The organism is Bradyrhizobium sp. CCBAU 51745, from assembly GCF_028128715.1.
Taxonomy (GTDB): Bacteria; Pseudomonadota; Alphaproteobacteria; order Rhizobiales; family Xanthobacteraceae; genus Bradyrhizobium; species Bradyrhizobium manausense.
The window spans coordinates 39,974-61,084 of sequence record NZ_LBJP01000067.1; the positions used below are offsets into that span (position 1 = coordinate 39,974).

Annotated in this window: 16 protein-coding genes and 1 pseudogene; 8 read left to right on the forward strand and 9 right to left on the reverse strand. The window is 64.3% G+C overall.

Annotated elements, in window-relative coordinates; translation table 11 throughout:
• Positions 1–229: 229 nt before the first annotated feature.
• The 3 genes from lpxC to recN all read left to right on the forward strand — a co-directional run bounded on the left by lpxC (position 230) and on the right by recN (position 4,079).
• A complete protein-coding gene (gene lpxC, locus XH98_RS16285) occupies positions 230–1,192 on the forward strand; it encodes a UDP-3-O-acyl-N-acetylglucosamine deacetylase (RefSeq protein ID WP_271602544.1) in 963 nt (320 codons plus the stop codon).
• A gap of 301 nt (positions 1,193–1,493) precedes the next feature.
• Positions 1,494–2,381 (forward strand): outer membrane protein assembly factor BamD, encoded by an 888-nt coding sequence (locus tag XH98_RS16290; protein ID WP_057754431.1) that lies wholly within the window; start codon positions 1,494–1,496, stop codon positions 2,379–2,381.
• A 24-nt stretch (positions 2,382–2,405) separates the two neighbouring features.
• A complete protein-coding gene (recN, locus tag XH98_RS16295) occupies positions 2,406–4,079 on the forward strand; it encodes a DNA repair protein RecN (RefSeq protein WP_271619221.1) in 1,674 nt (557 codons plus the stop codon).
• A 92-nt stretch (positions 4,080–4,171) separates the two neighbouring features.
• Here the strand turns inward: recN and XH98_RS16300 are convergent.
• A pseudogene (locus XH98_RS16300) lies at positions 4,172–4,460 on the reverse strand (GIY-YIG nuclease family protein).
• Between the two features lie 121 nt (positions 4,461–4,581).
• Here XH98_RS16300 and ligA point away from each other — a divergent pair.
• Complete coding sequence (gene ligA / locus XH98_RS16305; protein WP_271619222.1) at positions 4,582–6,729, forward strand: NAD-dependent DNA ligase LigA; 2,148 nt, start codon at positions 4,582–4,584, stop codon at positions 6,727–6,729.
• Between the two features lie 118 nt (positions 6,730–6,847).
• On the opposite strand, the gene XH98_RS16310 is transcribed toward ligA, so the two are convergent.
• Positions 6,848–8,125: a multidrug effflux MFS transporter gene (locus tag XH98_RS16310; RefSeq protein ID WP_271619223.1), complete on the reverse strand. Its 1,278-nt coding sequence runs from the start codon at positions 8,123–8,125 to the stop codon at positions 6,848–6,850.
• A gap of 109 nt (positions 8,126–8,234) precedes the next feature.
• On the reverse strand, positions 8,235–10,064 hold the full coding sequence (locus XH98_RS16315; protein WP_271602548.1) for an aminopeptidase P family protein: 1,830 nt from the start codon (positions 10,062–10,064) through the stop codon (positions 8,235–8,237).
• A 185-nt stretch (positions 10,065–10,249) separates the two neighbouring features.
• On the opposite strand from XH98_RS16315, the gene XH98_RS16320 reads away from it, so the two are divergent.
• A complete protein-coding gene (locus tag XH98_RS16320) occupies positions 10,250–10,423 on the forward strand; it encodes a hypothetical protein (RefSeq protein WP_271619224.1) in 174 nt (57 codons plus the stop codon).
• 121 nt (positions 10,424–10,544) lie between these two features.
• Here the strand turns inward: XH98_RS16320 and XH98_RS16325 are convergent, their stop codons facing one another.
• A complete protein-coding gene (locus XH98_RS16325) occupies positions 10,545–11,432 on the reverse strand; it encodes a 50S ribosomal protein L11 methyltransferase (protein ID WP_271619225.1) in 888 nt (295 codons plus the stop codon).
• 162 nt (positions 11,433–11,594) lie between these two features.
• Between XH98_RS16325 and XH98_RS16330 the strand changes: the two genes are divergently transcribed.
• Complete coding sequence (locus tag XH98_RS16330) at positions 11,595–11,750, forward strand: Flp family type IVb pilin (protein WP_083514188.1); 156 nt, start codon at positions 11,595–11,597, stop codon at positions 11,748–11,750.
• A gap of 299 nt (positions 11,751–12,049) precedes the next feature.
• Here XH98_RS16330 and XH98_RS16335 read toward each other — a convergent pair whose 3' ends face one another.
• Positions 12,050–13,660 (reverse strand): phytoene desaturase family protein, encoded by a 1,611-nt coding sequence (locus XH98_RS16335; RefSeq protein WP_271619226.1) that lies wholly within the window; start codon positions 13,658–13,660, stop codon positions 12,050–12,052.
• A 242-nt stretch (positions 13,661–13,902) separates the two neighbouring features.
• Here XH98_RS16335 and XH98_RS16340 point away from each other — a divergent pair, with 242 nt between their 5' ends.
• Complete coding sequence (locus XH98_RS16340; protein WP_271619227.1) at positions 13,903–16,185, forward strand: spermidine synthase; 2,283 nt, start codon at positions 13,903–13,905, stop codon at positions 16,183–16,185.
• A 108-nt stretch (positions 16,186–16,293) separates the two neighbouring features.
• On the opposite strand, the gene XH98_RS16345 is transcribed toward XH98_RS16340, so the two are convergent.
• The 4 genes from XH98_RS16345 to XH98_RS16360 form a co-directional block, all read right to left on the reverse strand.
• Complete coding sequence (locus tag XH98_RS16345; RefSeq protein ID WP_271619228.1) at positions 16,294–17,232, reverse strand: glycerophosphodiester phosphodiesterase; 939 nt, start codon at positions 17,230–17,232, stop codon at positions 16,294–16,296.
• A gap of 183 nt (positions 17,233–17,415) precedes the next feature.
• Positions 17,416–18,198, reverse strand: a complete 783-nt coding sequence (locus XH98_RS16350) for a L,D-transpeptidase (RefSeq protein ID WP_271619229.1) — start codon at positions 18,196–18,198, stop codon at positions 17,416–17,418.
• 355 nt (positions 18,199–18,553) lie between these two features.
• Positions 18,554–19,315 (reverse strand): ABC transporter permease, encoded by a 762-nt coding sequence (locus tag XH98_RS16355; protein WP_057747300.1) that lies wholly within the window; start codon positions 19,313–19,315, stop codon positions 18,554–18,556.
• Positions 19,312–20,235, reverse strand: a complete 924-nt coding sequence (locus XH98_RS16360) for an ABC transporter ATP-binding protein (protein WP_271619230.1) — start codon at positions 20,233–20,235, stop codon at positions 19,312–19,314. Before XH98_RS16360 ends, XH98_RS16355 begins: the two co-directional genes overlap by 4 nt.
• A gap of 275 nt (positions 20,236–20,510) precedes the next feature.
• Between XH98_RS16360 and XH98_RS16365 the strand changes: the two genes are divergently transcribed.
• On the forward strand, positions 20,511–21,111 hold a 601-nt coding region (locus tag XH98_RS16365; protein WP_271619231.1), incomplete at its 3' end, for a hypothetical protein.

A 21,111-nucleotide genomic window follows, 5' to 3' on the forward strand; every position in this document is an offset into this window, starting at 1 on the left:
TCAGTAAAGCTGCTCGTAACGCCCCCAAACCGAGGTGCAATTTGGTTAAGCCTTGGCGCGAATACGGCGGGTTTGGGGTAACAATCGGTAAAAAAGCGTGAGTTGGCGCTGTTTAGGGCAGTGACTATGGTTTGGCGTGACTTGGGGATACGGAGATTCGAACGGTCGATCTCGGTCGATCAATCAGATCTCGTATAAGTCGCAATGGGTCGTAGTGGGGCGGTTCCTGATGAAGTTTAGCCGGCAAACAACGCTTCGTGCGCAAGCCACCGTGGCCGGCGTCGGCGTTCATTCCGGTCTTCCGGTTACCCTCACGCTTGGACCTGCACCTGTGGACGCAGGTCTTATTTTTGTCCGTACCGGCCTTGAGGGAAGTGACCGCGAGATTCAGGCGACTGCCGATCAGGTGGTGGCAACCGATTTCGCGACGGTGCTCGGTGATCGCACTGGTCCGCTGATCTCCACGGCCGAGCATGTGCTTGCTGCGCTGCGGGGTATGGGTGTCGACAACGCCATCATCGAAGTCGATGGTCCCGAAGTGCCGATCATGGACGGCAGCGCTGCGGCCTTCATCGCAGCAATTGATCAGGCTGGCATCGTGACCCAGCCGGCCCAGCGCCGCTTCATCCAGGTTTTGAAGCCTGTCTCGGTCAAGATGGGCGACTCCTTCGGTGAGCTCCGGCCCTATGCCAACGGCTTCCGTGCCGAGGTCGAAATCGACTTCACCAATCCCGTCATCGGCCAGCAGAGCTATGGCTTCGACCTGAGCCCTGAGCGCTTTCGCCGCGAAGTCGGCCGCGCCCGGACCTTCGGTCTGATGGGCGATGTTGCCAAGCTCTGGGGCGCTGGCTACGCGCTCGGTGCCTCCTTCGAGAATACCGTCGTGTTTGACGAGGAGCGGCTGCTCAACACCGAGGGCCTGCGCTACGCCGACGAATGCGCCCGCCACAAGGTGCTGGATGCGATCGGCGATCTTGCGTTGGCTGGCCTGCCGCTGCTCGGCGCCTATCGCTCGGTGCGTGGCGGCCACAAGCTGAACCACGCCGTCCTGACCGCGCTGCTCGCCGACCGCACCGCATGGCGGGTGGTCGAGGGTGAGGCAGCTCGCCGCACCAGCCGGCCCGTGGTCGAGGTTGGCAGCGGTATCGTCGGCGGCCGGATCGCCGCGGCCTACGGGCCGGACGTGTCCTGAAGGGCAGTTCCCGCAGGCGGACAAGCCCTGCGGCAGGCAGCCAAGCCTGCGGCAGGCAGCCAAGCCTGCGGCAGGCAGCCAAGCGGCGATTTCTCCGGGAAACTCCTGGTAACCATGATCGACTAGGATTGCGGCGTTTTCGCCTTAATCCGGGCGGAATGCCTGCCTATCCGATGGGTTAACGATCGTTTTCCGGTCACACCGACGTGGTCGCATGGCAGGCACCACGACACATTTCGCGCCCATGACGGGGATCATGGGCTGGCGGGCACCGCACCAAAGGGCGTCAGGTCTTAAATTCATGTCGGCACAGCGTATGACGCGCGGATTTCTCTTGGTCTCACCGCGAGCCCGTGGGCTGCTTCAAGCCGCTGCTCTCTTCCTGTTCGCATTGCCGCTGGCCGGTTGCGGCACCGGCGCGCTCTGGGACAAGTTCCTCAACAAGGACGACACCTTCGTCGAGGAGCCTGCCGACAAGATCTACAATGAGGGCTTGTACCTCATGAACGAAAAGAAGGACATGAAGGCGGCGAACAAGAAGTTCGAGGAGGTCGACCGCCAACATCCTTATTCCGACTGGGCTCGCAAATCGCTGCTGATGTCGGCCTATGCGTCCTACCAGGGCGGCGACTATGACAGCTGCATCGGCGCTGCGACCCGCTACATCACCCTGCATCCCGGCAGCCCGGACGCCGCCTACGCGCAATATCTGATCGCCGCCTCGCATTACGACCAGATCCCGGACATCAACCGCGACCAGGGCCGCACCGAGAAGGCGATCGCCTCGCTGGAAGAGGTGGTGCGCAAATATCCGAACTCCGAATATGCGACCTCCGCCAAGGCCAAGATCGAGGGCGCGCGCGACCAGCTCGCCGGCAAGGAAATGGCGGTCGGCCGCTACTATATGCAGAAGCGCGACTACACGGCCGCGATCAACCGCTACAAGGCCGTGGTGACGCAATATCAGACCACCCGGCACGTCGAGGAGGCGCTCTACCGCCTCACCGAGGCCTATATGTCGATCGGAATCGTCGGCGAGGCCCAGACGGCAGCGGCCGTGCTCGGCCACAATTTTCCTGACAGCCGCTGGTACAAGGACGCCTATAATCTTGTAAAATCCGGCGGTCTCGAGCCGAGCGAGAATCAGGGGTCCTGGATCAGCCAGACCTTCAAGAAGATTGGCCTTTAAGTCTCGGCTAGGAAATCTGGTTCCATGCTGGCGCGTCTGTCGATCCGTGACATCGTCCTGATCGAACGGCTCGATATCGAATTCGCCACCGGACTTGCGGTTTTGACCGGCGAGACCGGGGCGGGCAAATCCATCCTGCTCGATGCCTTCGCGTTGGCCCTCGGCGGCCGCGGTGACGCGGGTCTTGTGCGCCATGGTGCGGAGCAGGGGCAGGTGACCGCCGTCTTCGATATCCCGAAGCATCATCCCGCAACGAAGATCCTGGCCGAGAACGGGCTCGAAGATACCGGCGAAATGATCTTGCGCCGGGTCCAGCTCGCCGACGGCCGCACCCGCGCCTTCATCAACGACCAGGCGATCAGCGTGCAGACGCTGAAGGCGGTCGGCGCCGCTCTGGTCGAAATCCACGGCCAGCATGATGAACGGGCGCTGGTCGACGCCGCCACCCATCGCAGCCTGCTCGATGCCTTTGCCGGCCTCGAAAGGGACGTAGCTACCGTCGAAGCGCTCTGGGATGCGCGCCGGACTGCCAACACCGAGCTGGAAGAGCATCGCGCCAGCATGGAGCGCGCCGCGCGCGAAGCCGACTATCTGCGCCATGCCTCGGACGAGCTGAAGCAGCTCGCGCCCAAGGACGGCGAGGAGACCTCGCTCGCTCATCGCCGCACCACCATGATGCAGGGCGAGAAGATCGCCTCCGATCTGCGCGAGGCGCAGGAGGTCGTCGGCGGCCACAACTCGCCGGTCGCGGCGCTGTCGGCTGCGGTGCGCCGGCTGGAGCGTCGCGGCGTCAATTCGCCGGCGCTGGTCGAGCCTGCTGTGAAGGCGATCGACATCGCGATCAATGCACTGGAGGAGGCCGACCAGCATCTCCTGGCCGCCCTCGCCGCAACCGATTTCGACCCGGCCGAGCTCGAACGCATCGAGGAGCGGTTGTTCGCTCTGCGCGCAGCCTCGCGCAAATATTCGACGCCGGTCGATGGCCTCGCCGCGCTCGCCGCCAAATACGCTGCCGATGTCGTGCTGATCGATGCCGGCGCCTCGCGCCTGAAGAAGCTGGAGCAGGCCGCGATCGAGGCCGACGCACGCTATGCTGCCGCTGCGAAAAAGCTCTCCGCGGGCAGGCAGAAATCGGCCGAGAAGCTCAACAAGGCGGTCAACGCCGAGCTCGCGCCGCTCAAGCTCGAACGCGCCAAATTCATCACCCAGGTCACGACGGACGAGGCCGCGCCGGGGCCGCAAGGCTTCGATCGCGTCGAGTTCTGGGTGCAGACCAATCCGGGCACCAAGCCGGGGCCGATGATGAAGGTCGCCTCCGGCGGCGAGCTCTCGCGCTTCCTGCTGGCGCTCAAGGTCGTGCTGTCCGACCGCGGCTCGGCACCGACCCTCGTGTTCGACGAGATCGACACCGGCGTCGGCGGCGCGGTCGCGGATGCGATCGGCGCGCGGCTGGCACGGCTCGCCGGCAAGGTTCAGGTGATGGCCGTGACCCACGCCCCGCAGGTCGCAGCCCGCGCCGACCAGCACCTGCTGATCTCCAAGGACGCGCTCGACAAGGGCAAGCGCGTCGCCACCCGCGTCAATGCGCTCGCCGCCGACCACCGCCGCGAGGAAATCGCCCGCATGCTCGCCGGCGCCGAGATCACGGCCGAGGCGCGGGCCGCCGCGGAGCGGCTGCTGAAGGCGGCGACGGCTTAGACCTCCACCGTCATTCCGGGGCGATGCGCAGCATCGAACCCGGAATCTCGAGATTCCGGGTTCGGCTCTTCGAGCCGCCCCGGAATGACGTCTCATTTGCAGATCGATTCGTAGAGATCATTCCAGTTCGGATTGTCCTTCTCGATAAGTTGGGTTTTCCAAACTCTCTTCCACTTCTTGAGTTCTTTCTCGCGCGATATTGCGGAGATTGGATCATCATAGGTCTCGAACCAAACTAGCTGCGTGATGTTGTATTTTCTTCGTGAAGCCTGGCACGGCCTTGATTCGATGCTCGTAGACGCGGCGTACAAGGTCATTGGTAACGCCGACATAGATTGCTCCGTCCCGCCGGCTTGCTAGGATATAGACGTAGTACGCCATGATTTCCGAGCCCATCCCAACAGTCATTCCGGGGCGCACGAAGTGCGAACCCGGAATCTCGAGGTTCCGGGTCTGGTCCTTCGGACCATCCCGGAACGACGAGCCACAACCTTAAGTAATAATGGCCAGAGCAGCAAAATCCAAACCGCTTCGTGACGTCGCCGATCTCACCAAGGCGCAGGCCAAGGTCGAGCATATGCGGCTGTCGCTCGAGATCGAGGGGCACAACGAGCGCTATTATCAAGAGGACGCGCCCACCGTTACCGACGCCGAGTACGATGCCCTGCGTCAGCGCCTCAATGCGATCGAAAAGCGCTTTCCGGAATTCGTCAGTGCGGAGTCACCGTCGCAAAAGGTCGGCGCGGCGCCGTCAGGGCGCTTCAGGAAGGTGCAGCATTCCGTTCCGATGCTGTCGCTCGACAACGCGTTTGCCGAGGAGGACGTCCGCGACTTCGTTGGCCGCATCGTGCGCTTCCTCAAGCTCGACGACGACAAGATCAATTTTTCGGCCGAGCCCAAGATTGACGGCCTGTCGATGTCGCTGCGCTACGAGGGCGGCGAGCTCGTCACGGCGGCGACGCGCGGCGACGGCGCGGTCGGCGAGGACGTCACCGCCAATATCCGCACGCTCGAGGACGTGCCGCAGAAGCTGAAGGGCCGCAACATCCCTGATATCTGCGAGGTGCGCGGCGAGGTCTACATGACCAAGAAGGCCTTCCTCGCGCTCAATGAGCGGCAGAAGGCGGCGGGCGACACCATCTTCGCCAACCCGCGCAATTCGGCCGCCGGCTCATTGCGGCAGAAGGATCCTGGTATCACCGCCTCGCGTCCCCTCGGCTTCTTCGCCTACGCCTGGGGCGAGATGAGCGCGATGCCGGAGCAGACGCAGACCGGCATGATCCACTGGTTCGAGCGCTGCGGCTTCAAGACCAATCCGCTGACAAAACTCTGTCACTCCGTCGAGGAACTGATCGCGTTCCACCAGAGCATCGAGGAGCAGCGCGCCGAACTCGACTACGACATCGACGGCGTCGTCTACAAGGTCGATCGCATCGACTGGCAGGAGCGGCTCGGTTTCGTCTCGCGCACGCCGCGCTGGGGTATCGCACATAAATTCCCGGCGGAGCGAGCCATGACCGTGCTGCGCGACATCGAGATCCAGGTCGGCCGCACCGGCTCGTTCACGCCGGTCGGCAAGCTCGAGCCGGTCGGTGTCGGCGGCGTGATCGTGCAGAACGTCACCCTGCACAACGAGGACTACATCAAGGGCATCGGCAACAAGGGCGAGGTGCTGCGCGAGGGGCGCGACATCAGGATCGGCGATACCGTCGTGATCCAGCGCGCCGGCGACGTGATCCCGCAGGTCGTCGACGTCGTGCTCGACAAGCGGCCGAAGGGTGCGAAGGAATTCGCTTTCCCGAAGAAGTGCCCGTGCCCGCTGCATACCGACGTCGTGCGCGAGGAGACCGCGACCGGCGAAGAGGGTTCGCGCGCGCGGTGCACCGGCGAGTTTGCCTGCCCCTATCAGAAGATCGAGCACCTCAAGCTGTTCGTGTCGCGGCGCGCCTTCGATATCGACGGCCTCGGCGAGAAGCAGCTCCAGTATTTCTTCGATGAGGGCTGGGTGAAGGAGCCCGCCGACATCTTCACGCTGGAGAAGCGCAACTCCAGGCTCAAGCTCGAGGAGGTCGAGGGCTACGGCGCGACCTCGGTGCGCAATCTGTTCAGTGCCATCGAGAGCCGGCGCAGAATTGCGCTGGAGCGCTTCATCTATGCGCTCGGCATGCGCCATGTCGGCGAAACCACCGCGCTCGCGCTGGCGCGTGGCTACGGCTCCTGGGATGCCTTCCACGACGCCTGCCTCAAGGTCGCCAAGGGCGACGAGGAGGCGATGGCGGAGATGGATGCGCTCGACCAGATCGGCGATACCGTGATCAAGAGCATCGCCGATTATTTCGGCGAGAGCCACAACCGCGGCATCGTCGAGCGGCTGACCAAGGAGGTCGAGATCGTCGACGCCGAACAGCCGAAGAGCAACTCGGCGGTCGCCGGCAAGACGGTGGTGTTCACGGGCTCGCTGGAGAAGATGACGCGGGATGAGGCCAAGGCCACCGCGGAGCGGCTTGGTGCCAAGGTCTCGGGCTCGGTGTCGAAGAAGACGGATCTCGTCGTCGCCGGCCCCGGTGCCGGCTCGAAACTCGCGGACGCCAACAAGCATGGTGTCAAGGTGCTCACCGAGGATGAGTGGTTGGCGCTGATCGGGGAGTGAGCTCTCACCCCGTCATTGCGAGGAGCTCTTGCGACGAAGCAATCCAGACTGCCGCCGCGGAGACATTCTGGATTGCTTCGCTGCGCTCGCAATGACGGCGGAGGCGGCTTGCCGCTCCTCACATCATCCCGCTCTCTTCCTCCTCCGCCTGTTCGATCAATTCCTCGCTCACCATGACCTCCCGGCGCGGCACGACGAAGATCATCATGCAGGCGCAGAGCAGCGAGATCGCGAGCACGGCCGAGGTCAGCGGCAGGGTCGTTGCGGAATGGCCGCCGAGATAGGCGCCGAATTGCGACATCAGCGCGCCGATACCCTGCTGGAGAAAGCCCATGGCGCCCGACGCGGTGCCGGCGGCTTCGGGGCGGACGCTGATGGCGCCCGCAGCAGAGTTCGCCATCACGAAGGCGTTGCCGACCATCACGATCATCTGCGTGCCGAACAGCCAGCTCGGAGCTTCGTTCCAGCCGGTCAAACTCCAGAGCAGATTCAGCAGGCTGCCACAGAGTTGCAGGGCCAGCCCAAACCAGATCAGCTTCTCCAGCGAGTGCCGCGGCGCAAAGCGCACGCAGAGCAGATTGCCGACGAGATACGCAAAGCCTGTTGTGGCGAACCACGCGCCGTATTCGGCACTGGTCCGGCCCATCTGCGTCACGACGATGTAGGGTCCGCCGCCGGCGAAGGTGAAGATGATCTGCGAGGCCAGCACCTGGCACATCACATAGCCGATGAAGGCGCGGCTCTTGATCAGGCCGCCGACGTCGCTGCGAAAGCCGCCGCTGCCGACTGCGCGGTCGCGGCGCGTTTCGGGCAGTGCGATTGCGATGCCGATTGCGACGGCAACCGCGCCGAAGGTGACGGCGTAGAAGATCGCGCGCCAGCCGAATGCGGTCTCGATCAGGCCGCCTGTCAGCGGCGAAACCATTTGTCCGATCATCAGGGCGGCAACCACGAGGCTGATCATCGAGGCGACACGGTCGCGTTCGTAGATGTCGCGGATGATGGCGCGGCTGATCACCATGCCGGAGGCGCCGCCAAGCGCCTGGAAGAAGCGCGCCGCGATCAGTTGCGGCAGGTCTTGCGCGAAGATGCAGGCGATGCTCGCCGCGACCATCAGCGCAAGGCCGCCAAGCAGAACCGGACGCCGGCCGAATCTGTCCGACAGCGGCCCCATGGTGAGCTGCGATAGCGCGATGCCGACCATGTAGAGCGATACCGTCATCTGCGCGATCGAGATGTCCCGCCCGAAATTCGTCGCCAGCACGGGCAGCGCCGGGACCAGGATGTAGAGCGAGATCGGCGCGATGCCGGTCATGACGACCAGCAGCAGCAACACCACGCGCGAGGTCGCGATGTTGGTTGCCGCTCCCGGCGGTTGGCTGATCATACCGTGCATGGATCGACACTAGCCGCATCGCTGCGGCCGCGAACATGGTCGTTTCGGTATGCGGCTATGCGCGATGCTGGAGCGTTGCGCCAGTTGCGTGGCGCTATGCGCGCATCGTCTAGGCCGTCAGCTCCGCTGTGGCCTGATCCAGCCACGCCCTGGTCGCCTCGTCCAGTGCCGGCCCCACTTCAGCACGGACGCGGGCGTGGTAGGCGTTGAGCCAGGCCAGCTCGTCCTTGCTCAGCATCGCTGTGTCAATGAGCCGGCGATCGATCGGCGCCAAGGTCAGCGTCTCGAACGCGTTCATCGCTTTCTCGGCGCCCTTGATGTCGGCCGCGACCACCAGCTCGAGATTCTCGATGCGGATGCCGAAGGCGTCGGTCTTGTAATAGCCTGGTTCGTTGGAGAGGATCATGCCGCGCTTCAGCGCCGTGGTGCCGAGTTTCGAGATCCGCGCCGGGCCTTCATGCACGCTGAGATAACTGCCGACGCCATGGCCGGTGCCGTGCTCGAAATCGATTCCGGCGGCCCACAGATATTGCCGCGCCAGCGTGTCGAGCTGCGCGCCCGTGGTGCCGTCGGGGAAGACCGCGCGCGCGATCGCGATATGGCCGCGCAGCACGCGGGTGAAGCGGTCGCGCATCTCGTCGGTCGGCTCGCCGATCGCCATGGTGCGGGTCACGTCGGTGGTGCCGTCTTCATATTGCGCGCCGGAATCGATCAACAGGAGATCGCCCGGCACGATGCGCCGGTTGCTCTTGCGGGTGACGCGGTAATGCACGATGGCGCCGTTCGGCCCCGTTCCCGAGATGGTCGGGAACGACACGTCCTTCAACGCACCGGTGTCGCGGCGAAAGGTCTCCAGCGCCTCGACGGCGTCGATCTCGGTGAGCTTGCCGCTTCCTGCCTCGCGATCGATGAACGCCAGGAAGCGCGCCAGCGCGATGGCATCGCGCCGGTGCGCCGTCTGCGTCCCCTTGATCTCGGTGGCGTTCTTCACCGCCTTCAGCAGCGCGATCGGATCGCTGCCGCGCAGCGGCTTGCCGCCGCCCTCCGTGATCAACCGGCTCAGCGCCTCGGCCGCGGTAGCGCCATCGAGGGCGATCGCCGCGCCGCTTTTGGCCAGCGCCATCAGCGTCGGCGTCAGCGCGTCGGGCTCGCGCACGTCGGCCGATTGCTCGAGATGGTCGCGCGTCAGATTGGAGAGCTTGCGGTGGTCGATGAATACGGTGGGACGGCCGACCTTGGGCACCAGCGCGTAGGACAGCGGCAGCGGCGTATGCGCGACATCGGCGCCGCGGATGTTGAAGGTCCAGGCGACAGCATGGCTGTCCGACAGCACCAGCGCCTCGGCACCGAGCTTCTCGATCTCGCTCTTGATCTGCGCCACCTTCTCGGCCTCGGCGACCCCCGCATATTGCAGGCCGTGGATCGCGACCGGTGCGATCGGCTGATGTGGCCGGTCCTGCCAGACTGCGTCGACCGGGTTGCTGTCGACCGCCACCAGTTCGGCGCCGGCCTTGGTGCAGGCGGCGGAAAGGCGTTCGACTGCCGAAAAAGTGTGCAGCCACGGATCAAATCCTAGGCGATCGCCCGATTTGAGATGCGCCGAGATCCAGCTCTCCGGCGGCGGATCGATCAGCGATTCCACCGCCCATGCCTTGGGGTCGACCTGCTTGGCGGCCTGGATGGTGTAGCGGCCGTCGACGAAGACAGCGGCTTCCTGGGCCAGCACCACGGCAAGTCCCGCCGAGCCGGTGAAGCCGGTGAGCCAGGCGAGCCGCTCTTCGGAGGGCGCCACATATTCATTCTGCTGCTGATCGGCGCGCGGAACGACGAAGCCGGTCAGCTTGCGGCGGGCGAGTTCTTCACGGAGCGCAGCCAGACGCGCCGTCAATGCGACGCCGGCCTCGGGCTCCTCGAATGTCTGGAAGTGTGCTTCGAACATGGCTCAGTTTAGGATCATGAGGATCAGTCCGCAATGTAGACGCAATTACCCTTTCATCTGGCATGGACTGTGCTTGAAAATGTTCCATTCGAATTGAGTGGAGTAATGGATGCGGCAGTTGCGCTTCGTCCGGATAACAGGGAAGTTCGAGCAAGTGGTTCATCTCAACGGCGAGGGGACACACGATGCCAGCGTTTACCTTTGAGAAGATTTCGCCGCCGGTGCGCCGCGCGCCGGCTGCAACGACACCGAAGAAGCCGCGCGGCCTCATCAGCCAGATGATCGAGCGTTTCGCCGAACGTCGTGCGAGGCAGGCGTTGCGCGCTTCGGCGCGTGGTGACGAGAAGCCGATCAAGTAGCCACATCGACGGTGCCGTAGGGTGGGCAAAGGCGCAAAGCACCGTGCCCACGATATCTATCTCCTGTTCACGGACGAAAGCGGTGGGCACGGTACGCTTTGCCCATCCTGCGGCAGCTCGCTCAATCCATCTTCCGCAACAGCAGACTGCTCCACCCCGCAATCCGCAGATGCCGCAGCGGCACCAGGCCGCGCGCGCGGTAGGCGGCGATCACGGCGGGGGCCTGGTGGGTCAACAGGCCGGAGAGGATGACGCGAGCGCCGGGCGCAAGATGCCGGGCCATCGGGCCCGCCAATTGCCGCAGCGGATTGGCCAGGATGTTGGCCAGCACCAGGTCGAACGGGCCGCTTTTGGCAAAGTCCGGCGCGGCAAAGCCGGTGGCGCGGATCACCCGCACATATTGACCTGTTTCGTTCAGGGCGGCGTTCTCGGCTGCAACCCGCACCGAGGGCGGGTCGATGTCCGAGGCCAGCACCGCGCGATGCAGCGCCTTGGCCGCGGCGATGCCCAACACGCCGGTCCCGGTGCCGAGATCGAGCACGCGCTTCGGCTGCGCGCGCTTCAGGACATGGTCAAGCAGAAGTAAACAGCCACGCGTGGTGCCATGGTGTCCGGTGCCGAAGGCGAGGGCCGCCTCGATCTCGATGGCGAGCTTGTTTGGCGCCACGCGGTCGCGGTCGTGGCTGCCATGGACGACGAAGCGTCCGGCCGGCACCGGCACGAGGTCCTCCAGGCTGGCCTTGACCCAGTCCTTGGCTTCGACCGTGTCGAATGCAAGCGTCGCGGCGATGTCATTTCCTGCTGAAGTTGCAACGAGTTCACGGAGCAGTTCGTGATTGGGCGACTCTGCAAAATGCAGCGTGACATCCCATTGCCCATCCGGTCGTTCGAAAGCGGCGACCGCAGCATCGCCCTCGAAAAAGACTTCCGTCAGCACGTCGACGACACGCCTGGCAGCAGCCTCGTTGCCGATGGAAAAGCTGGCGCGATGGGTGGGAGAAGGCTGCATGCTCAGGGTTCCATTGGATTCAATTTGGAGAACTTTTGTTCCCAATTTTCCTCATAACTTGCGGTTCCCGGGTTAACCGAACTGTAGGTTGTGCTCCGTAGATTCCCCGACGTTCCAACCAACACCGCTCGGAATGAAAAACGGAGGCGAGTCTTGAAGCACATGATTTTGAAGTTCTGGTCCGATGAATCCGGCGCGACTGCGATCGAATACGGCCTGATCGCGGCCGGCATCGCGTTGGCCATCATCACCGTGGTGAACAGCCTGGGTACCACGATGAACGACAAGTTCGGTTCGATTAGCACCTCCTTGAAGTGATTTCTGCCTCCCATTTCCCAGCGGGGCCATTTTCTTCATAGACGGCTTTTTTCGACGACCGCCTGCTAGGGAGTTGCCCCCTGGTGGGCGATGTCGTTTTGGGAGCGAGCGAGGCTGACATCGCCGCCTGTGCCCACAGGTTGTCCAATCGCGATCGTGAAGTCTTCCACCGGCTTGTCCGCGGTCTATCCAGCCCCTTCTCCACAGCTTGATCCCTCGATGTACCTGGCGGTCACGTGAGGATCCCACCGCTTCACCACAGCCCTGCCAACAGGTCTGTCCACAGCCCATCCACAGACCTATCCACGGCCTGCGAACAGGCTGCGGTGATCGCGCAGGATCGCCTGCGCCGCGTTGTGGCCGGGGGCGCCGGTGACGCCGCCGCCGGGATGGGCCCCTGAGCCGCAATGGTAGAGGCCCTTCAGGGGCCCGCGATAATCGGCATGACCCAGCATTGGCCGCGCCGAGAACAGCTGGTTCAGCGTCAGCGCGCCATGGAAGATGTCGCCCCCTAGCAGGCCGAATTGTCGCTCGAGATCCAGCGGGGAGAGGATCTGGCGGCCGAGCACGCTTGCCGCAAAGCCCGGCGCGTAACTGTCCACCGTCGCGATCATGAGATCGGCGACCTCCTCGCGATGATCATCCCAGGATCTGCCGTCGGGCAGGTCCGGCGCGACGTGTTGGCAGAACAGGCTGGCGACATGCTTGCCCGCCGGCGCGAGCGTGTCGTCGAGCGTCGAGGGGATCAGCATCTCGACGATCGGCTGTTTGCTCCAGCCCTGCACCCGCGCGTCGAGCCAGGCGCGGTCCATGTAGGCCAGGCTTGGTGCCACGATGATGCCGGAGGTGAGATGATCGCCGTCGCCAGGCAGCGCCGTGAAGGTGGGCAGGCGGTCCAGCGCCACGTTCATGCGGAAGGTGCCGGAGCCGTTCTTCCAGTGCCGGATGCGGGCGAGGAAATCTGCGGGCAGTGCGTCGGCTGCGACCAGCTGCGTGTAGAGCAGTTTGGGATTGACGTTGGCGGCGACGTATCTTGCGCGGATCATGGTGCCGTTCTCCAGCACCACGCCGGCGGCGCGGTCGCGCTCGACGACTACCTCGCGCACGCCGGCATCGAGATCGATCGTGACGCCGCGCGCGCGGGCGGCGCGCGCCATGGCCTGCGTGATCGCACCCATGCCGCCGATGGCGTGGCCCCAGACGCCTTTCTTGCCGTTCACCTCGCCGAAGGCGTGATGCAGCATCACATAGGCCGAGCCGGCCGCATAAGGGCTCGCGTAGTTACCGACGATGGCATCGAAGCCGAACAGCGCCTTGACCAGATCGTGCTCGAAGCGTTCATCCAGCATCTCGCCGGCCGATCGGGTGAAGAGATCGAGCAGGCTGCGGCTTTGCTCCAGCGTCAGGGCGCGCAGGATGTTGGCTGTCGCCAGCGCATTCGCGGCCTCGCGGATCGCGCCGATGCCAAAACTGTCGAGCAGGTTCGGCGGCGCGCGCAGCACGAACTGTCGCAGCACGTCGGCGATGTCCTCGAGCTCGCGCGAAAAACCATCGAGCGCATCGGCATCGCGCGCGCTGAGCCGCGCAACCGACGCCTTGGTCCGCCCCTCGCCGGTGAGGAGATAGCTGCCGTCAGGCGCGGGCAGAAAATTCTGCGCGCGCCGTTCGACCACGCGCAGGCCTTGTTCTGCAAGTCCGAGGTCGTGGATCACTTGCGGATTGAGCAGGCTCACCGTGTAGGCCGCGACCGAGTTGCGAAAGCCCGGATGAAACTCCTCCGTAACAGCCGCCCCGCCGACCACCCTGCGGCGCTCGACCACATGCACGCGCAAGCCCGCCATCGCGAGATAGGCCGCGCAGGTGAGGCCGTTATGGCCAGCGCCGATGATGACGACGTCGGTTTCGGTCATGAGGGATTCGCGTTGTTCTGCCTGCCGTCATTCTGGGGCGCGCAAAGCGCGAGCCCGGAATCTCGAGGTTCCGGGTTCGATGCCCCGGGCCCCGCTTCGCGGTCCCGTCGCATCGCCCCGGAATGACATCTCTATATCAAGCATTCCTGCCTGCAACATCACGAGACCATTTATTGCCCGTTCAGGCGTGGTGTGCTCCATTGCGCGCGCCCGGCGCGCGCCGGAGGAATGCCGGAGCTCCCATGGATTCGATCGTGCAACCCGCCGCCACGGAGCAGCCGTCCGCCTCGCGCAACCGGCTGCTGCTGACGGTCTACACGGCCGCGATTTTCGTCAGCGCGCTGTTGCTGTTCTCGGTGCAGCCGCTGTTCACGAAAATGGTGCTGCCGCGGCTCGGCGGCTCGCCGGCGGTGTGGTCGGTGGCGATGGTGTTCTTCCAGTCGCTGCTGCTGGCGGGCTATGCCTATGCGCATCTGCTGATGCAGGTGAATAACCGCGTGGTTCCGGTCGTGGTGCATCTGGTGCTGCTGATCGCGGCTTTCGTGACGCTGCCGCTCGGCATCGCCAGCGCCTATGGCGAGCCGCCGGCGTCGGGCTATGCGCTGTGGCTGCTCGGCCTGTTCGTGATGTCGATCGGGCTGCCTTTCTTCGCGCTCGCTGCCAACAATCCGCTGCTCCAGGCGTGGTTCGTTCGCACCGGCCACCCTGATGGCCACGATCCGTATTTCCTCTATGCGTCTTCGAACATCGGCAGCTTCCTCGCGCTGCTGTCCTATCCCTTTCTGCTGGAGCCGATATTCACGTTGCACACGCAGAACCGGCTCTGGACCGGCGGCTATGGCCTGCTGATCCTGCTGATCGCCGCTTGCGGCGTGCTGCTGTTGCGCTCGCCGAAGGTTGTATTGGCCGATATGCGTGCCGAACAGTCCAATGCGCCGGCGCCAGGCATCGTGACGCGGCTGCGCTGGATCTTCCTCGCAGCAGTCCCGTCAGGCCTGCTGATCGCGGTCACCGCGCATATCTCCACCGACGTCGCGGCGGCGCCGCTGCTATGGGTGCTGCCCTTGTCGCTGTATCTGCTGACCTGGGTGGTGGTGTTTCAGTCGCGGCCGCTTTTGCCGCACAAATGGATGCTGTTGCTCCAGCCTGTCGCGATCGCGGGCGTCGTCATCCTGCTGGCCTTCGGCGGCGAGCAGAATTTGCTGCTGACGCTTGGCGGCCACCAGCTCTGCTTCTTCGTCATCGCCATGGCCTGCCACGGCGAGCTGGCGCGGACCCGCCCGGCCGCCAAATATCTCACCGGGTTCTATGTCGCGCTGTCGTTCGGCGGCATGGTCGGCGGCCTGTTTGCGGGCCTCGTCGCACCCTTCACCTTCTCATGGATCGCCGAATATCCGATCCTGATCGCGCTTGCCGCGCTGTGCCGGCCGTCGGCGAACGAGCGTCTTGCGGTCATCGTGAAATGGTATTGGCTGGCACTGGCCGTGCTCGCGGTCGTGCTGATTGCACCGTCTTATACGACGGGCAATGTTTCGACCTGGCTCGAGGATCAGCGCGTCTGGGTCGCCGGCGCCGTCGGCGTGCTGGCTGCGCTGCTGGCGCTCGCACTCAATGCCAGTCGCTGGAAGATCTTTGCCACTGTCGCGCTCGCGCTCGCATTGATCCGAATCTATCCGGCCGACGAAGGCCGCGTCACCACGGTGCGCAGCTTCTTCGGCGTGCACAAGATCGTGGAGACGCCGGGCGGCTATTTCCATGTGCTGATGCACGGCACCACGATTCACGGCGCCGAGCGCTTCCGCAACAATGACGGCACGCCGGTCACCGGCCGGCCGGAGCCGATCACCTACTATCACCGGGATGGCGGCATCGGTCAGGCCATCACCGCGATCCGCGAGCGCAAAGGCGCGCCGCTCAAGGTCGCGGCGATCGGCGTTGGATCAGGCACGCTCGCCTGCGCCGCCGAACCCGGCGAGGACTGGAAATTCTTCGAGATCGACCAGTCCATGGTCGATGCCGCGCGCGATCCCAAAAACTTTCGCTACATCTCGAGCTGCCTGCCGGACCTGAAGCCGGTCATCGGCGACGCGCGCCTCACCTTCGCCAGAGAACCCGACGGCATCTATGACCTCATCATCGTCGACGCCTATTCGTCGGATGCGATCCCGATTCATCTCGCGACCCAGGAGGCAATGAAGATCTATAAGGACAAGCTCGCCCCTCACGGCGCCGTGGTGATGCACGTCTCCAACCGCCATCTCGATCTCGAGCCCGTCGTGGTCGGCATTGCCGATGCCAACGATCTGAAGAGCTGGGTCTATGACGAGGATTCGGGGCGCGATGCCGACTACATCTTCTCGACCGACGTCGTCATCTCCGCGCGCGAGGCTGAAGACATCGGCAAGCTCGCGTTCTCCAAGCAGTGGGAGGAGACCGACGCGGACGAGAAGGTGGGGGTCTGGACCGACGACTATTCCAACATCCTCGGCGCGCTGTACCGGCGCTTGCGGTTCGGGGAGCAGTAGCGCTTTGTAGCCCGGATGGAGCGAAGCGCAACCCGGGACCCCCCTGCGCCTTGGGCCACACCGCTCCCGGATTTCGCTGCGCTCTATCCGGGCTACAAGGTGGAGGGCCTACGGCTGGACCGGTGTTCCTGCCGGCAGCTTTATGCCCTTCTCGCCGGCCACCTGCCGCAGCAGGTCCGGCCTGTCGGAGATGATGCCGTCGACGCCGAGCTCGATCATCCGGGTCATGTCGTCGGGCTTGTTGACGGTCCAGACCACGACGGGCAACGCAAGCGTATGCGCCTCAGCGACGAGTGCCGCGGTCACGTCACCGAAATAGGGCGACCATACCGCGCCGCCCGCGGCCTTGATGGTCCGCGGCAGCGAGCCGCCGTGATCGGCCGGGTTGAAACCCGCCGTCCAGCTGGTGGCCTTGTCGAGGGCGATCGTCGGTGCCGGGCCGCGCTGCAGTGTCAGATAAACCGTCGGAATGGCCGGGGCCTGCTGCTGGACGAGGAGCAAGGTCCGCCAGTCGAACGACTGGATCATGACGCGGCCCGAGAATTTTTCCTCCTCGATCACCCCGAGCAGCTTCGTGACGAAGGCCTGCGGCTCCAGCGATTCATCGGGATGATCGGGATCGATCTTGGTCTCGATGTTGAAGCGCACGCGTTCGTTGCCGGATTTGCGCACCAGCGCGAACAGCTCCTTCAGCGTGGGAATGCGAGTCCCCGGCACGGCACGCTGGTCGGGAAACTGCTTCGCATAGGCGCTGTCCGGCCGGATCCGGCCGACGTCGTAGGTCCTGACGTCGGCGAACCGCAGCTTGACGAAGGGCGTGCCTGGTGCCGCGACATAGGTGCCACCAGCATCCCGCGCGAGGTCGGGATTGAGCCCGCGCTCATGCGACACGACCACCTCGCCGTCCGAGGTCACGCCGACATCGAGCTCGAGCGTGTCCACGCCCATCGTGAGTGCGTTGGCGAAGGCCGGCAGGGTGTTTTCCGGCAGCAGCGCCCGTCCGCCGCGATGCGCCTCGAGATCGAAAGCCATCGCGTTGCCAGTCATGGCTCCTCCTGCAGCGAGAAGACAGATCGTGCCGAGCAGGTGTGCAGGACGAAATGACATCGTGAACCGCGACGGGCAAGAGGGACGGCAGCCTAAGCCGCACCGACCAATAATCGGCATCGACAGCGCCGTCCACCCCGTGAGAGTTCAGCGTCGGGGCGATGCCGAGCTCAAGCAATAGCGTCAGTTCTGGTAGTAGTAATTGCGCGGCTGATAGTATTGGCGCGGCTGCGGCTGATAGTAATAGCCCTGCTGGCTATAGGCCGGGTCGTAGGTCGGCTGCTGCGGTTGCGGCAGCTGCTGGTAGACCTGGGTGCCATAGGGGCGGGTGATCGGGCGCGGCGACGGATAGCGCGCGCCGGTGTCGCTGCCGTCGGCGGGATAGATGTAATTGTCGTCGTAGCGCCGCGCTGGCTGCATCGGCGGTGTCAGACTGACGGGATCGCCAGAGGTGGCGTACTGCTGCTCCTCGGCCGGCTGCTGGGCACGGGCCACCGCATTGTTGGCGCGGCCGCGCGGGTTGCGGGCCAGCGCGACCTGCGCCGAGCCGGTCAGCGTCACCGTGGTGTTGAGCACGCCTTGCTCCTGCACCAGCGCGTAGAGCGTCGAGGCGTTCTGACGCGACAGCCGTACGCAGCCATGCGAGGCGGGCGTGCCCAATCGTCCGACCGAGTCGGTGCCGTGGATGGCGTGCCCGATCTTGGTGAAGAAGATCGAGTGCGGCATCGGCGCGTCGTCGAATTCCTTGGAGAAGTGATCCTCTTCCATGCGGAAGGCGCGGAACGAGCCATTTGGCGTCTCGCGCGAGGGGATGCCTGTCGACACCGGCCAGCGGTAGCGCGTCACGCCGTCGACCACGACCGTCATCTGCTGATTGTCCTTGTCGACGGTAATATCGACCTTGGCCTGCGCGGTGCCCGCGCTCAAAAGCATCAAGGAAGTGAAAGCGATAAAAAACGAACGCATCTGACGTCTGGCCTCCGGCCTGTTCTTGCTAGCGCCGCGGCTCTCCGTCCCCGGCATGCACTATGCCTGCAATCCGGCTTTCGTTCCAGCGGCCTGCCTAGCTCACCTTCCTGCCATCGTTAACGCGATGCCGGGCGTAAGCAAGGCCGCTTTGTGCCGCGCCGGCGCTGCCGGTGCTGACATTTTCGCGAGCGCAGACGTTCATAACGCCGACAATTCATGACAAAGGCGCAACCATTTGGCCGCCTTGCGCGTTGATGGTCGCCCTTCCAGACGCGGCTTTCGCCGCCGTCCCAACCATTGTCGGTGGATGAATGGATTCCGGGCTAGCGCTTTGGCGCCCCGGAACGACAACTCAGTTCTTCAGCCGATATCCGGTCCGGAAGATCCACCAGATCACGGCGAGGCAGATCGCCAGAAACGCCACCGTCATGCCGATGCTGATGGATACGCTGACGTCAGCGATCTCGTAGAAGCTCCAGCGGAAGCCGGAGATCAAATAGACGACCGGGTTGAGCAGGGCCAGCGTGCGCCAGGTCGACGGCAGCATGTCGATGGAATAGAAGCTGCCGCCGAGGAAGGTCAGCGGCGTCACCACCAGCATCGGGATCATCTGCAGCTTCTCGAACCCGTCGGCCCAGATTCCGATGATGAAGCCGAACAGGCTGAACGTCACCGCCGTCAGCACCAGGAAGGCCAGCATCCAGACCGGATGATGGATGTGCAGCGGCACGAACAGGCCGGCTGTCGCCAGGATGATCAGGCCCAGAATGATCGACTTGGTCGCGGCGGCGCCGACATAGCCGAGCACGATCTCGAAATAGGAGATCGGCGCCGACAGGATCTCGTAGATCGTGCCGGTGAATTTCGGGAAGTAAATGCCGAACGAGGCGTTGGCGATGCTCTGCGTCAGCACCGACAGCATGATCAGGCCTGGCACGATGAATGTGCCGTAGCTGACGCCCTCGACCTGGCTGATGCGCGAGCCGATCGCGGCACCGAACACCACGAAATAGAGCGAGGTCGACACGACAGGCGAGACGATGCTTTGCAGCAGCGTGCGCCAGGTGCGCGCCATTTCGAACAGATAGATGGCGCGGATGGCGCGGTGGTTCATGACGTCCTCACGAGGTCGACGAAGATGTCCTCGAGCGACGATTGGGTCGTGTCGAGATCGTTGAAGCGGATGCCGGCGGTGCGGAGATCGCTGAGCAGGCTGGTGATGCCGGTGCGCTCGCCCTTGGTGTCGTAGTCGTAGACCAGCGTCGCCCCGCTGTCGCAAAGGTCGAGCTTGTACTGGCTGAGGCTCTCCGGCAGCGCGCCGAGCTTGCCCTGCAGATGCAGCGTCAGCCGCTTCCTGCCGAGCTTCTGCATCAGGGTCGTCTTGTCCTCGACCAGCACGATCTCGCCCTTGTTGATGACGCCGATGCGGTCGGCCATCTCCTCGGCTTCCTCGATGTAATGCGTGGTCAGGATGATGGTGACGCCGGATTGCTGTAAGGCCCGCACCACTTCCCACATGCCCTTGCGCAGCTCGACGTCGACGCCGGCGGTCGGCTCGTCCAGGAACAGGATCTGCGGCTCGTGCGAGAGCGCTTTCGCGATCATCACGCGGCGCTTCATGCCGCCGGACAGCGTGATGATCTTGTTGTCCTTCTTGTCCCAGAGCGACAGATCCTTGAGGATCTTCTCGATCAGGGCCGGATTCTTCGGCTTGCCGAACAGGCCGCGGGAGAAGCTCACCGTCGCCCACACGCTCTCGAAGGCGTCGGTATGGAGCTCCTGCGGCACGAGGCCGATCAGCGAGCGCGCCTTGCGGTAGGAGATCTGGATGTCCTCGCCACCGACCAAAACCTTGCCTTCGCTCGGAGTGGCGATGCCGCAGATGATCGAGATCAGCGTGGTCTTGCCGGCACCGTTGGGGCCGAGCAGCGCGAAGATCTCGCCTCGCTTGATGTCGAGATTGACGTTCTTGAGTGCCTTGAATCCAGACCCATAGGTCTTGGACAGGTTGGCGACGGAAATGATGGAGGACATGGGGGCCGCTAGGGTGGGGGATGCACCGGAACCTGCGCCCTGGCGGGCTCGTCCGGCGGACCCCCGAAATAGGAATGGCCTTGCCCGGTCGCAATCGCCTGCAGAAAAATGGTCTCAAAACCGGCCCATTGGTGGTAGGTTTCGGGCAGGTGTTGCGCGATGGTCACGGATTGCGGCGAAGATCGCCGTTCACGCGGCTCTTTGTTGCGTCTGCGAGCGGGCCAAGGCTACGATTCCGGCCAATCGCGAAGCGTATGTCCCCAGGGAAAACATCAATGAGACTGAACGGCCGTCACACCGCCGGTGCAAGCCAGTTGCCCGCCCTCCGCGTGTGGGCGATCTGCCTGCTCCTGCTGTCAGCTGTTGCCATGGGCCCGTCCCCCGCCAGGGCGGCGCCGAGCCAGGCCGCTGCAACGACGCACGTCTATCTGCTCCGCGGCGTGCTCAACATCTTCTCGCTCGGGCTCGACACGATCGGCGCCCGGCTCCAGGCCCAGGGCATTCCGGTCACGGTCGCGAACTTCGTGTCCTGGTCCTCGCTCGCCGATGAAGCCGCGACCGAGTACAGGGCGGGCCGGCTCAAGACCATCATTCTGGTCGGCCATTCCTCCGGTGCGACCGCGCTCCCTGACATGATCGCCAAGCTGAATCAGCTCGGCGTGCCGGTGAAGCTCGCGATCGGCCTCGACTCCGTGTTCAAGACCAGGCTGTCGACCGGCGCCGAGCGCTACATCAACATCTATATCGGCGACGGTCCGGGCGAGCCGGTGCGCGCCGCGGCCGGCCTTCGCGGCAAGCTCGACAATGTCGACGTGCGCGGCAGCGGCGTCGGCCACATCACCATCGACAAGAACGAGGCGATCCAGCGCCGCGTCA